Here is a 12768-nt window from a genome sequence, read left to right on the forward strand (position 1 = left end):
TACTTAGTATAATCGCTGTGCTGCATATCCATCCTGTTCTTAACCTTATTATCTCTATCTATCTGGGGAGCATCAATGAAGATAAGCAATAAAACGGCAAGATATGCCTTATTACATGCTCAGGGGTTTGAGAAGAGAGCTGAACCCGTAACCAAGTGGGATGTGCTTCAGGCTATCAGGCAGATGGGAGCACTCCAGATAGATACTATAAACGTAGTGGCTCGTAGTCCCTATCTGGTCATTTGGAGTAGATTGGGTGATTACAATCCTAGGTGGCTAGACGAGCTACATGCTGAGGGTTATCTTTTCGAGTATTGGTCACATGCAGCATGCTTTCTTCCCATAGAGGATTATCCTATCTATCGGAGACGTATGATCGAAAGATCCAAAACATTAGCTAGGTGGTATCAAGTAGATTCTGACATTGTCAATAGTGTCTTGGATTTTGTGTGTAATTATGGGCCCGTACTATCATCTAGCTTTCCCAATCTCGACAAGCGTGCCGGAGGTTGGTGGAATCGTAAGCCTGAGAAAGAGGCTCTAGAATACTTGTTCGATCTAGGCATGCTCATGGTAAAGGAGAGGAGAAATTTTCAGAGAGTTTATGACCTGCGGGAACGAGTTCTGCCAGACTGGGATGATTCCAATGTACCCTCTACCGACGAGATGAACAAATCATTAGTGCTTAAATCAGTAAAAGCCATGGGAGTAGCTAAGCTTACATGGATAAGTGATTACTTTCGCCTTGATAAAACTTCGACTGTAACTGCTGTCAAACAATTGCTGGACGAGGGTGAATTAATTCAAGTAGAGGTAGATGGATGGGATGTTCCAGCTATAGTAAGCAGTAGTTTTATATCTGAGTTGAACGTAATTGAGGAGATGATTTCTAACTATCACATTACTACCTTCCTATCTCCTTTTGATCCGGTGATTTGGGACCGTAAGAGAGCTTTAGAGCTGTTTGGTTTCGACTACAAAATAGAAGTATATACACCTGCTTCCAAAAGGATATATGGATACTTTACGTTGCCGATTCTTTACAAAGGCGGAATAATAGGGCGCATCGATCCAAAGGCTCATCGTAAAGATGGAGTCATGGAGATAAGGTCTTTGCACTTGGAACCTAGGATCGAGATAGATGATGAGCTTATCTTCGAAGTCAGCAAAGCCCTAAGGAGTTTTGCTAACTGGCATGGTACTCCCGAACTTCTAATAAAGCAAGCTCCCTTTCAGATTTAGATTTAGATGAATTAAGGACTATTAGCGGCGTAACTCTCTACTAGTTGCATTTTAACACCTGCGAAAATTAGTTTTTCCCCTTTATCCCAAAGCAGTGACAAAGTAGCTGACAAGAGTGCTCTCTATCATCTCTTTAGATTCAGAGATCAATTTTCAAGGAGGACAGATGTATGAAGTGGTTTGCGTCTATATTATCTACTTTAGCTTTGGTAATGCTTGGTGTTCATGGGATTGCTCTGGCAAAACAGATATATGGTAATAACGCTAACAATTATCTTGTAGGTACTAACTCCTGGGATACGATCTTTGGCAGAGGAGGCAAGGATACGATTTACGGCTTGGGCGAGGATGATGATTTGTACGGCGGTGACGGCGGAGACAAGATCTATGGCGGCTCAGGGTGGGATACAATTCGTGGCGATGATGGTCCTGATTATGTAGAAGGTAACAGCGGTATCGATGACATAAAGGGTGGTTACGGAAATGACACGCTATCAGGTGGAGGCGGAGATGATGAAATCGCAGGGGGCTATGGTGATGATGTGATCCATGGTGGCAGCTATGACGATTGGCTTGAAGGGCAAAATGGTAGGGATAAAATATACGGCGATGCGGGTGAAGATTATATCGATGCGGGATCAGGATCTGATTACGTGTATGGTGGTGATGATGACGATTCCATAGATACTTATGGAGACGGCTCCAAGGACTACGTGTACTGTGGGAAAGGAGTAGACGAAGTTTTTGCGGATAGCTGGGACTACGTCTCCAAGGATTGTGAGGAGGTTTACTAGCGCATTGACCATGCGCTAGTAAACCCAAATAATATCGAATTTATGATATTTTTGCTTCAAGAATATCCTCTTTACGGTTTATTACTTTAAATTATGGCTATAAACCGTAAAGAAACTGGGGAAGAACGATGTGGACACTAACGGGACTGGGCGGCAACTTCACCACAAAAGACGAAATGATGCAATCTGTGGAGCTCATACTCCAGATAGCTGTACAAAGGCTGCAGGAAAGTAAGGACGAAGCTGAGGCTATGTCAATCGCGATGAAGGATCTTGCGAGGGATATACTCGCTGCCTCTGATTCAAGCTCTCAAGTAAGGGATAGCTTGCTTCTGTCTTCATTGCTAAGATTGTATGCGCTTTGTATAGCTGCAGGTATCTTTGACGAGAGAGGTAAGCTTATCCAATTCAAGACTCACCTTTAATAGTGACCAGGCTAGAAGAGATTAATCTCTTCTAGCCTCAAACAGTATTTATGAGTGTGATCTTTGCTATAGAATCTTGAGTATTGTCTGTTATATGGCAAGGACGTTTATTGACTGTGCTGAAAACTCGTAGCTATTATCTGGCAACTTGTAAGGTTCTACTATTTGATAGATAAGGTCTCTAAGTTCTAAGAGCACGTCTTCACGCAGAGTACTCATAAATCCCGAGTAGTCGCTACCAAGTTGGGTTATTCCCTGCCAGTAGGTTTCCTTGTCAGTAAACCTCAATTTTGTTTCCATGCTGCTCATTTCAAGTGTCAAAAAACCACTCTCTGTGAGTGCCTCTTTTAACCTCTCTAATATTGAGAGGTTAAAAATATCGGGAAAACTAGATTTGGGGATATACCCCTTACCTATTAGCAAGTTATGTACTAGTGAGATCCAGGGATTTTTTATGGGGTCGCCCCATACCGCGAGAGCCAACCTACCTCCAGTTCTTAGCACACGTCTTGACTCTCGAAGTGTTTCCTTGTAATTAGTGGAAGTTATTCCCCATTTACAGATGACTGCGTCTACACTATTATCAGGAAGTTCTATCTTTTCTGGGTTCAACACTTTGAACTCTACGTTATTTATCCCTAACTCCTTAGCTCTCATCCTAGCAACATCAAGAGCTTCTATACTTCGGTCACTGCAGATCAGCTTTCCATTGGGGCCCAAGAAGCTGGCGGCGACAAAGCCTGTATCTCCTGTTCCTGCTAGTAGCTCCAGTATTATTTCTCCTGGTCCTGGGTTAATTTGTCTTACTAGCCAAGCTGTAACGGGTCGGGATATAGCCCATAACTCGTTTCTAAGCTCATAAAGGCTTGTAGCCAGTTGCCATCTGGCTTCCTTATTGTGGTCTTCTATTGGTTGCATAATTCCTCCAGTTAGTAAGCCATTATAGGGTTAGCAGGATTGTTATCTGTCATTGCGGGAGTGAATTTATGGTTGATCTTTTGTAGAGGGGTATCATGTAGGCTGATTATTTTGTCGAATATTTAGAAATTCTAAATTATGCACAAAAATTTGCGCGACAAGTCGCACTCTACCGTTGCCAAGTTTTCACTCTAGTAGTAACCTTCTGATGTGTCACTTTCTATACGGGGGTAACTGCCTTTGAAACCAAAACTTGCGGTCTCTAGCTACTCCTTTCACCGCTTTGGATGGGGGCCAGAGGGTGATGATAAACCAAGCCTCGAGCAGATGATAGATAAGTGTTCCGAACTTGGGTTGGATGGAATAGAACTTTTGGGAGTACACTTTGAGAAGTCGGACCCTGCATATCTACATACTCTCAAACAGTACGCTTTTATGAGAGGTGTAGATATAGTAGCCGTATCAGCTCACCATAACTTCGTACATCCTGATTACTCGATCCGTATGGAAGAACTGAATAAGCTAGTTAGATGGATAGATGTGGCCTACGAATTAGGAGTTCCTACTGTACGAGCCTTCGGTGGAAGATGGAATACCATTGAGAGTTTCGAGGATTTCATGGCTGCTAGCGGGGACGAACCTCCTCTTGACGGATATACGGATGATGATGCTTTTGATTGGAGCATAGAGTGCTTCAAGATAGCTAGTTATTATGCAGGCAAGAAAGGCGTAACCATAGCACTCGAGAATCATTGGGGACTAACCGGAAAGGCTGAGGGCGTACTAAGGATAATAAACAGCGTCAAGTCTCCTTGGCTAAAGGTGGTGCTAGACACCGGTAATTTTAACTTCCGTCCTGACCAGTATGAGGAGATGCAAACTCTCCTGCCTTACGTCGTCATGTTGCATGCTAAAACCTATTTCGGCGGAGGGATATTTTACGACGCTGGTCTGGACTATCAGAAGATTGGTCAAATGCTGCGAGAAGCTAATTTTAGTGGTTACGTATCTATTGAGTTTGAAGGAAAGGATCATCCCGATAAGGGTATCCCGTCTAGTATAGAGCTCCTTCGGTCTTCCCTATAGCTGGTAGCAATTCATAAAAGTAGCAATTAGCAGTACGTTCATTTGCTACCAGATATTGACAGTATGTGACTATGGTTTTATACTTTGGCCGCACTACTGGATGAATGTTATAGAAAGGAGAAATAATGGCAGTCATTCAGGAAGGACGCGCTGTAGCTGAACCCAACGTTGGTATCGTGGTACTGGCGCGCCGGGTGGTGGGCAACTATCTGCTGCGAAGGATAATCAGGGCTGTACTTACTATCTACCTGGTATCTACTATAACCTTCTTTCTTGTAAGGTTAGTTCCTGGTAGCCCCATCGAGGTTTATATTTATAACCTAGTCAATCAATATGGAATCCCCTATGAAGAGGCGAAGCAACAAGCAGCCTCGCTATTCTCACTTGATCTGGATGCTCCGATATGGCGGCAATACTTTGACTACATGGGAGGACTTCTCCATGGGGATTTTGGTAAATCCCTTATAAATGTTGGCACGCCCGTAACTACTTATGTGCTCAAGTACCTACCATGGACTTTGTTTAGTGTGGGTATCGGAGAGATACTAAGCTTCTTGCTAGGAATGTCTATAGGGATGTTCATGGCCTATCGCAGAGGGTCGAGACTAGACCACGTAATGACCATAGTTGCCTCGGCACTTAGCTCCATACCTAATTATCTTGTGGGAATGATGCTAGTTGTATTCCTAGGGGTGCAGTTGGAGCTGTTCTCGTTCACAGCTATGCGTGGGACGCTTTCTCCTGGTGTGCAACCGGGATTTAGTCTGACCTTTATCAAAGATGCACTTTATCATGCATCCTTGCCTATAACCGTCTACTTACTTACTACTATCGGGGGATGGATACTCACTATGAGGAGTAGTACCGAGTCGACTCTTGGTGAGGATTACGTCACAGTCGCTAAGGCTCGTGGTTTGAAGGAAAGAAGGATAGTAACTTCCTATGTAGGTAGAAACGCCTCGTTACCTCTTTTTACGCAGTTCACCATATCACTAGCCTTTGTGGTAGGTGGATCCTTCTTTGTAGAGTGGTTGCTGAACTATCAGGGTATAGGATTGGTTCTTTTCAATGCTATACAACAGCGTGACTACCCAGTGCTTCAAGGCATATTCCTACTGATCACTATATCCGTAATATTTGCGAACCTCCTGGCGGATCTGATCTATGCTCGACTCGATCCTAGGATAAGGCTTGTTGGAGGAAGATAGATAATGGCTACCACTACAGTAGAGACGAGACCTAATCCACTCTCCTGGCTTGCTGGGGTGATCAGCTGGATCGGTACTACTCTCAAGCTAATATCTAATAATAAAGTTGGCTTTGTGGGCTTTATAGGGCTGGTGATTATTCTACTGATCACCTATATAGGTCCTATATTTGTGCCCATGGACATGTCGGCTAACGTGGGGCAAATATATCAGCCCCCATCTCTCGAGCATCCTCTGGGAACAGATTCCGAAGGCAGGGATGTTCTTGTGCAGATCATCCACGGCGGTAGATCCATTATATCTGTCGGTTTCATGGCGGCTGTGATCTCGACTTTTATAGCCTTAACCTTGGGGTCAATAAGCGCTTATTTTGGGGGGCTAGTAGATACTATCCTCACTTGGATAGCTGATGTCGTTTTGACAATACCCAGCGTTATCTTCCTGGCTGTGTTAGCTGGAATATTTCAATTCAAGACTCAATTCAGCATTGCACTCATAATAGGCGCTATTAGCTGGCCTAGCTTGATGAGAGCAATTAGATCACAGGTGCTGTCCCTAAAAGAAAGGGATTATGTAGAAGCTGCTAGATGCCTGGACTTAGGCACTCCACATATCATATTTAGGGAAATAGCCCCTAACATGGCAGGTTATATAGCCATAAGCTTTACTCTCGCATTAACTTCGGCAATGTATGCCTCAGTAGGATTGATATTCTTGGGGCTTGTGCCTCTGGCAGGGATAAACTGGGGGGTGATGTTGAACCTCGCCTGGGTACGAGGGGCAATATTCTTCAAGGATAGTCTTCTATACATACTCTCACCTATAGTAGCCATATCCTTATTCCAGCTTAGCTTAGTGGCATTCTCCAGGTCTCTAGCTGAGATCTTTGATCCTAGACTGAGAGGAGGTTCCTAGGTGAAAGAGAAGACCTTATCCAGTGCGGAGATAAGGGGATCTGAAAGAACCGCACTGTCCGTTGAGAACCTGGAGATAGGTTACAGGGCTAGCAGAGGTATTGTTCACGCTGTAAGGGGAGTCAGTTTCGATCTGCTAGAGGGCGAAAGCCTAGCTCTAATAGGTGAGAGCGGGTCCGGGAAGACTACTATGGGATTGTCGTTGGTTCGACTACTTCCAACATCCGCCAAGGTCTTTAGCGGTAAGATCATTTTCAAAGATGATACTGGTAGACAGCTAGATGTACTCAATCTTGAAAAGGAAGGTCTGCGGCGTTTCAGATGGGAACAATGTGCGATGGTCTTCCAATCAGCGTTGAATGCGCTCAATCCTGTCCTTAGGGTTAGAGATCATTTTCTGGATACGTATAAATCTCACGCTTCTAGTGGCCGTGTAGATGAGAAAAAGGTCATTGAAAGGGCTAAAGAGGTTCTAAGATTCGTTCAGCTTGACCCAGATCGAGTACTTAACTCGTTCCCGCACGAGCTCTCTGGTGGTATGCGCCAACGAGTCATGATAGCTTTAGGTTTATTGCTAAACCCTAAAGTCATTATCCTAGATGAGCCCACGACTGCTTTGGATGTTATTACCCAGAGGGCTATCATCGACGTTATACGTCGTTTAAAGCAGGAACATGAGTTTGCAATGATTTTTATATCGCACGATCTGTCGCTAGCTGCTGAGCTGGCTGATCGGGTAGCAACTATGTACGCCGGACGCGTGATCGAGATTGGCAATGTAGAGGACGTATTCTATAAGCCTTGCCATCCTTACACTGTAGGTCTACTTAGAGCGGTCCCGACACTCGAGGGTGGTAGGAAAGACCTCATATCCATCCCGGGTTCTCCTCCTGACCTTATAGATATGCCTAGTGGTTGTAAGTTTCATCCACGTTGTCCCTATGCTACTCAGCAATGTATGGAAGAAGAGCCTCCTCTAATAGATGTGGGGAATAATCACGGGGCTGCTTGCTGGCATTGGCAGCGCGTCATACAAGATTGGGAAGCGGGAAAGGATGCTTATGAGCGAGACAGCGATTGAGTTTGTACATGTAAGCAAACTTTTTGGTCATGGCAAGAACCAAATAAGGGCAGTGGATGATGTCTCGTTTAAGATCGAGAAGGGTAAAACCTTGTGCCTTGTTGGCGAGAGCGGATCTGGCAAATCTACTACTGGCAAGATGGTAGCAGGATTGCTCCCACCGTCTGAGGGCAAGATACTCTATAAAGGCAAAGATGTCTCCACCTTAACACACTCTGAGAGCAAGCAGTTTCGTCGAGCAGTCCAGATGATCCACCAAGACCCATATGCTTCTCTTAACCCTATAAGGTCGGTTGCACAAATTCTTGCTACCCCTCTTCAGCATCATCATATAGTTAGATCTAAGCCTGAATTATACAGAAAGATGGAAGAGCTGCTTGAGATCGTGGGGCTCACGCCTCCACGAGATTTTCTATTCAAGTATCCACATCAGCTCTCAGGAGGGCAGCGACAAAGAGTAGCGGTAGCACGAGCCTTGACCGTAAACCCAGAGCTTATAGTGGCGGATGAAGCCGTGTCCATGGTGGATGTATCCCTGCGTGTCAGCCTCCTCAATATGATGCTCAGGCTTCAAAAAGAGCTAGGTGTTACGTTTCTTTTCATAACCCATGATTTGGCAGTTGCCAAGCATTTTGCCTGGGAAGGTCAGCTTGCTGTGATGTATTTGGGTAGAATAGTCGAGCTGGGTGATACCCAAGACTTGATAGCTGACCCTATACATCCCTATACAAGAGCTCTTATAACCGCACTCCCCGAAGCTGATCCTGTGGTGACTCGCACCAAGAAGAGACTTATATTGCGTAGCCCAGACATACCTAGCCTTCTTAATCTACCATCCGGATGTACCTTTCATCCCAGATGCCCATTATATGAAGAAGGTTTCTGCGAGATAGAAAGACCAGCATCTGACGTAGTCAATATCAATGGACATCTAGCAGCCTGTTTTGTTGAGGCTCGCAAGAGAGGGCAGGAGGACAGGATCCCAGAGTTCGTTCGCTTTGGGGGCGTGAAGGTGTAGCTATGAACCCACAAACAGGACAAGCAGCTTTTAGAATAGGCTGCTTTATAGTTCTACTATCTGCAGCATTGTTGATATGGCTAAGACCTGGCACTGCCGAGTTCACTATAACAGTATTCATGCTGTTCATAGGGATTATTTTCTTGTTCATAGTAGCTTTAGTAGTTCGAAGATCTATCTAGGTCATACCTTTGGAAGGGGGTGATGGAAGGGGAAGGGGGACTGGCATAGTTTAGCGCGAAGGTAAGCTTGCTGACAGGTATGTGTCAAGCAAATAGACTTTTTTGGGAGGGAATACCTAATGTCAAAGTATAGCAAGATTAATAGAAGGAAGTTTTTGAAGTTTTCAGCGGTGGCAGCAGGTAGTGCGATACTTGTTGCCTGTGGTGGAGGGGCACCTGGAGCTACACCTACCACAGGAGCTTCGCCAGCTCCAGGAGGATCTTCAACGCCAGCTGCTTCAGCTGGTATGAGTCCCTCTCCAAGTCCGGCTGCCAGCCCAACTTCAGCTGCTAGTCCGGCTCCATCTCCAACTAGTGCGGCGGCTTCACCTACTCCAGCTATGGAGCAGACACCTGCTGCTTCCCCCACTTCAGCTGGACAGGCTGGAGGTAATATAACCGCTCAAATAGCTCCTATGGCACCTGAGATCAAGCCCTCTGGTCAACCGACTGGAGGTGAATTCCATGGCGCTTGGCCTTACCAGATGCCTCCTACTGGACACTGGAATACCTTTGCCACTAATAACAATAGCTTTGGCATATATTGGGATATGCTTGAGATGCCATTAGGCTTCTATCTATGGGACAAGAATCAATATGTACCTCTGTTGGCAGTCAGTTGGGAGATAATACCGCCTGATACCTTCCAGGTGAAGCTCCGCCAAGGTGTTAAGTGGAGTGATGGTTCACAATTTACTTCCAAGGATGTAGTAACTACCTTCACTTTGCTGCGCTTGCAGGATGCCGTGGTGTGGAACTACCTAGGGTCCATAGATGCGCCTGACGATTACACCGTGGTGTTTAAGATGAAGGATCCATCGACTGTAGTTCCGAGGTACATTTTGCGGGAACATATTAGGGCAAACTCCGTATATGGCGAATTTGCCCAGAAGGCCAAGGCCATGTTCGACAAGGGGGCAACTACAAGCTCAGCAGATATGAAGAAGCTACGCACCCAATTCGAGGGTTTCCGCCCCAAGGAGCTTGTCGTGTCTGGCCCATACAAGGTCCAGCCCGGAAGCATGACAGAATCTCAAGTTACGCTGGTCAAGGTGCCAGACGCATGGAATGCCAATATGGTCAACTTTGACAAGATTGTCCTCTATAACGGCGAGACTCCCACTGTAACGCCGATCCTGCTTTCCAAGCAGATCGACTATGCTACTCACGGCTTCCCGCCAGCTACTGAGAAGGCTCTACAGCAGGCTGGCTTTCGTATCATACGACCGCCCGTATACTCTGGTCCAGCATTGTTCTTCAACTACAAGAGGCTAAATGAGTTCTCCGATCCCAAGGTTCGCCAAGCCATAGCTATGGCTGTAAATATGGATCAAAACGCCACCGTGTCTCTAGGGGAGTCGGCAAAGCGTTGCAAGTACATGGCTGGTGTATCCGACTCGATACTCGAGAAGTGGGTCCCGCAGAGTGAGCTATCCAAGTTGAACTCTTATGCCTACGATCCAGATAAGGCAGCCCAAGTGCTCCAGAGTGCCGGATTCAAGAAGCAAGGAGACACATGGGTCACCCCCAATGGTAAGCGTATGGAGTATGAGCTTGGAGTCCCAGCTGAGTATGCTGACTGGTCAGCAGCTGCCCAGAACCTAGCTGACCAGCTGACTAAGTTTGGGATTAAGACTACCGTAAGGCCTGTTACGTTTACTCAATGGAGTACGCAGATGGATGCTGGTAGATTCCAGCTAGGTATCAATGCATGGGGGGCTGGTAACCCTCATCCCCACTTCTCCTATGTAGCAGATCTACTCACTCATAATGCTCCCCTAGCCTCTGGTGGTGGCATGAACTATCCTCTCAAGCAGAAGACACAGTCTGTAGGTGAGGTGGACCTGCAGAAGTTAACCATTCAAGCTGCTTCCGGTCTCAATATTGACAGGCAGAAAGAGGTAATTACTACTTTGGCTAAGGCCTTCAACGAACTTCTGCCGATAATCCCTCTGTGGGAACGTTACGGTAATAACCCTGCCCTTGAAAACGTGAGAGTTACGGGTTGGTTACCTGAGAACGATCCTATCTATGCCAACAGCCCCTATAGTGATAACTTTGTAACTTACATGATCCTGAATGGTACTCTAAAGGGCGTTAGTAGATAGGAAATGCTTGGCATGGATAACATAGTTACAGCTATGTTATCCATGCCTACTTCGCCATGATGATAGTAAGTAGTCGTTGTGCCATGTAAATAGCACTAATCCACATAACTATAGCTGATGCCTTGTTTAAGACATCGTACATTGCTATGTTTTTCCTCATAATTCTGCCGGTTAATGCTAACAGAGCAAACCAGATCCAAGATACTGCTATGGTTGCAAGGGTAAAAGATAACTTTTCTCTCCCCGAGTAAGTTAGCGAGCTTGTACCTATCACACCTATGGTATCCATTATTGCTCCGGGATTCAGGAGAGAAAAGGATAGTGCAAATACAACTTGCCTGCGAACTGGCCAATTCGTCGATTCACTAGTATGTATGATGTGGTTGTGTGCCTGAGAGCTTTTCCAGTTAACCCATCCTATGTAGATTAGGAATACTGTACCTATGGTAGTCACCGTTACCATTACCCAAAGCTTGTTCAATACCAACAAAGACACGCCTAATACTGCGATAAGGATCAGAATGGTGTCGGATATCGAGGACGTAATAATAGCTGGGATAGCCTTAGCAAACCTTGAATGCGTAGCTCCCTGGGTGAGAATGAACATATTTTGTGGACCTATAGCGATTATCAACCCAATAGCCAACACAAAGCCGTGTAGGAAAGCCTTTAGCATAACTCCCTCAACTTTTTGATTTGTTTTGTTCTACTTTGAGGCTTGTAATTGCTATATAATTCGCTCTGATTCTGTATATGAGTCTGCAATAATTATTACTAGTTTTCACGCTGGAGGTCACGATCGTAAACTATGAAGAAGAGCAAACAGGCCATAAAAAAGTCTCTAATGTTCCCAATATTGATCTTAGGATTAATCTTTTTGATCGCCTGTGGAGGGCAGCAGGGAGGAGCTACACCCACCACTGGTAGCACCGGCACATCGTCTCCTTCTCCCTCTGCTCAATCTCCATCGCCATCTCCTACTACAGCTGCATCTTCACCTGCACCTCAGCTAAAGCTGATAAATGATGGGTATCTAACTGTAGGAACGGATGCTAGCTATCCACCTATGGAGTCCGTTGATCCAAAGACAGGACAAATAGTAGGCGCTGATGTGGATTTGGCCAATGCCCTTGCTAAGGCTATGGGGCTAAAGGGCGCCAAGATGGTAAACAATTCATTTGATACGATAATCGCGGCACTACAGAGAGGAAAATTCGACATCATAATGTCCAGTATGAACGATACTCCAGAGAGGAGGCAACAGGTCGATTTTGTAGACTATATGACAGCCAGTATCGGAATTGTTGTCCCTAGCGATAGCAACATCAAGGCTGATAGCTATAAGGATCTTTGTGGTTATACGATATCTGTACAAAGAGGAACCGTAGAGCTGGATGAGTTGCAAAAAGTTAATGAGCAATGCACCAAGAAGATGACTTTGAAGACCTTTACGCAGGACACTGATGCCTGGCAGGCGCTTGTGTCTGGGCACGTAGACGTATATACTTCGGATCTACCTGTGACCGCATTTCATATAAAAGAGAACCCATCCAAGTTCAAGCTGGCTGGTGAGCCTTTCTCCGCTGGACAAAATTACGGTATAGCTGTTCCAAAGAACAGGCAAGATCTCAAGGATGCGCTGGCTAAGGCGCTGGAGCAAATAAGGGCAAGTGGGGAGTATGACAGAATACTCAAGAAATGGGGAGTAGAAGGAGCGGCTCTCAAAGAGTGAATTCACGGATCGGGATTTTGA

13 protein-coding genes are annotated in these 12768 nt (G+C 45.5%); 11 read left to right on the forward strand and 2 right to left on the reverse strand.

Annotation, left to right across the window (positions count from 1 at the left end):
- Positions 1–75 precede the first annotated feature (75 nt).
- The 3 genes from TTER_RS04490 (at position 76) to TTER_RS04500 (ending at position 2461) form a co-directional block, all read left to right on the forward strand.
- Complete coding sequence (locus TTER_RS04490; RefSeq protein WP_012874843.1) at positions 76–1242, forward strand: winged helix-turn-helix domain-containing protein; 1167 nt, start codon at positions 76–78, stop codon at positions 1240–1242.
- Between the two features lie 170 nt (positions 1243–1412).
- Positions 1413–2036, forward strand: a complete 624-nt coding sequence (locus TTER_RS04495; RefSeq protein WP_012874844.1) for a calcium-binding protein — start codon at positions 1413–1415, stop codon at positions 2034–2036.
- A 128-nt stretch (positions 2037–2164) separates the two neighbouring features.
- Positions 2165–2461 carry a hypothetical protein gene (locus TTER_RS04500; protein ID WP_012874845.1) on the forward strand — a complete coding sequence of 99 codons (297 nt, stop codon included), beginning with the start codon at positions 2165–2167 and terminating at the stop codon, positions 2459–2461.
- A gap of 90 nt (positions 2462–2551) precedes the next feature.
- Here TTER_RS04500 and TTER_RS04505 read toward each other — a convergent pair whose 3' ends face one another.
- A complete protein-coding gene (locus tag TTER_RS04505) occupies positions 2552–3379 on the reverse strand; it encodes a class I SAM-dependent methyltransferase (protein WP_012874846.1) in 828 nt (275 codons plus the stop codon).
- Between the two features lie 240 nt (positions 3380–3619).
- Here TTER_RS04505 and TTER_RS04510 point away from each other — a divergent pair, with 240 nt between their 5' ends.
- The 7 genes from TTER_RS04510 to TTER_RS04540 all read left to right on the forward strand — a co-directional run bounded on the left by TTER_RS04510 (position 3620) and on the right by TTER_RS04540 (position 11015).
- Positions 3620–4465 (forward strand): sugar phosphate isomerase/epimerase family protein, encoded by an 846-nt coding sequence (locus tag TTER_RS04510; protein WP_012874847.1) that lies wholly within the window; start codon positions 3620–3622, stop codon positions 4463–4465.
- Between the two features lie 125 nt (positions 4466–4590).
- On the forward strand, positions 4591–5673 hold the full coding sequence (locus TTER_RS04515; RefSeq protein ID WP_174259459.1) for an ABC transporter permease: 1083 nt from the start codon (positions 4591–4593) through the stop codon (positions 5671–5673).
- 3 nt (positions 5674–5676) lie between these two features.
- A complete protein-coding gene (locus TTER_RS04520; RefSeq protein ID WP_012874849.1) occupies positions 5677–6588 on the forward strand; it encodes an ABC transporter permease in 912 nt (303 codons plus the stop codon).
- Positions 6589–7668: an ABC transporter ATP-binding protein gene (locus TTER_RS04525; RefSeq protein WP_012874850.1), complete on the forward strand. Its 1080-nt coding sequence runs from the start codon at positions 6589–6591 to the stop codon at positions 7666–7668. It abuts the gene before it with no gap.
- Positions 7649–8686 carry an oligopeptide/dipeptide ABC transporter ATP-binding protein gene (locus tag TTER_RS04530; RefSeq protein ID WP_012874851.1) on the forward strand — a complete coding sequence of 346 codons (1038 nt, stop codon included), beginning with the start codon at positions 7649–7651 and terminating at the stop codon, positions 8684–8686. Before TTER_RS04525 ends, TTER_RS04530 begins: the two co-directional genes overlap by 20 nt.
- A gap of 2 nt (positions 8687–8688) precedes the next feature.
- Complete coding sequence (locus TTER_RS04535) at positions 8689–8868, forward strand: hypothetical protein (RefSeq protein ID WP_012874852.1); 180 nt, start codon at positions 8689–8691, stop codon at positions 8866–8868.
- Positions 8869–8987: 119 nt separating this feature from the next.
- A complete protein-coding gene (locus TTER_RS04540) occupies positions 8988–11015 on the forward strand; it encodes an ABC transporter substrate-binding protein (RefSeq protein ID WP_012874853.1) in 2028 nt (675 codons plus the stop codon).
- Between the two features lie 46 nt (positions 11016–11061).
- Here the strand turns inward: TTER_RS04540 and TTER_RS04545 are convergent, their stop codons facing one another.
- Positions 11062–11691, reverse strand: coding sequence for a LysE/ArgO family amino acid transporter (locus TTER_RS04545; RefSeq protein WP_012874854.1), 630 nt, complete (start codon positions 11689–11691; stop codon positions 11062–11064).
- Positions 11692–11823: 132 nt separating this feature from the next.
- On the opposite strand from TTER_RS04545, the gene TTER_RS04550 reads away from it, so the two are divergent.
- Positions 11824–12747 carry an ABC transporter substrate-binding protein gene (locus TTER_RS04550; protein ID WP_012874855.1) on the forward strand — a complete coding sequence of 308 codons (924 nt, stop codon included), beginning with the start codon at positions 11824–11826 and terminating at the stop codon, positions 12745–12747.
- Positions 12748–12768: the final 21 nt, after the last annotated feature.

Source organism: Thermobaculum terrenum ATCC BAA-798, assembly GCF_000025005.1.
Lineage (GTDB): Bacteria > Chloroflexota > Chloroflexia > Thermobaculales > Thermobaculaceae > Thermobaculum > Thermobaculum terrenum.

Excerpts from the sequence above, each read along its gene's own strand:
- TTER_RS04490 (WP_012874843.1), top strand. The coding sequence starts at position 76 with ATGAAGATAAGCAATAAAACGGCAAGATATGCCTTATTACATGCTCAG.
- TTER_RS04495 (WP_012874844.1), top strand. The coding sequence starts at position 1,413 with ATGAAGTGGTTTGCGTCTATATTATCTACTTTAGCTTTGGTAATGCTT.
- TTER_RS04500 (WP_012874845.1), top strand. The coding sequence starts at position 2,165 with ATGTGGACACTAACGGGACTGGGCGGCAACTTCACCACAAAAGACGAA.
- TTER_RS04505 (WP_012874846.1), bottom strand. The coding sequence starts at position 3,379 with ATGCAACCAATAGAAGACCACAATAAGGAAGCCAGATGGCAACTGGCT.
- TTER_RS04515 (WP_174259459.1), top strand. The coding sequence starts at position 4,591 with ATGGCAGTCATTCAGGAAGGACGCGCTGTAGCTGAACCCAACGTTGGT.
- TTER_RS04520 (WP_012874849.1), top strand. The coding sequence starts at position 5,677 with ATGGCTACCACTACAGTAGAGACGAGACCTAATCCACTCTCCTGGCTT.
- TTER_RS04530 (WP_012874851.1), top strand. The coding sequence starts at position 7,649 with ATGAGCGAGACAGCGATTGAGTTTGTACATGTAAGCAAACTTTTTGGT.
- TTER_RS04535 (WP_012874852.1), top strand. The coding sequence starts at position 8,689 with ATGAACCCACAAACAGGACAAGCAGCTTTTAGAATAGGCTGCTTTATA.
- TTER_RS04540 (WP_012874853.1), top strand. The coding sequence starts at position 8,988 with ATGTCAAAGTATAGCAAGATTAATAGAAGGAAGTTTTTGAAGTTTTCA.
- TTER_RS04545 (WP_012874854.1), bottom strand. The coding sequence starts at position 11,691 with ATGCTAAAGGCTTTCCTACACGGCTTTGTGTTGGCTATTGGGTTGATA.
- TTER_RS04550 (WP_012874855.1), top strand. The coding sequence starts at position 11,824 with ATGAAGAAGAGCAAACAGGCCATAAAAAAGTCTCTAATGTTCCCAATA.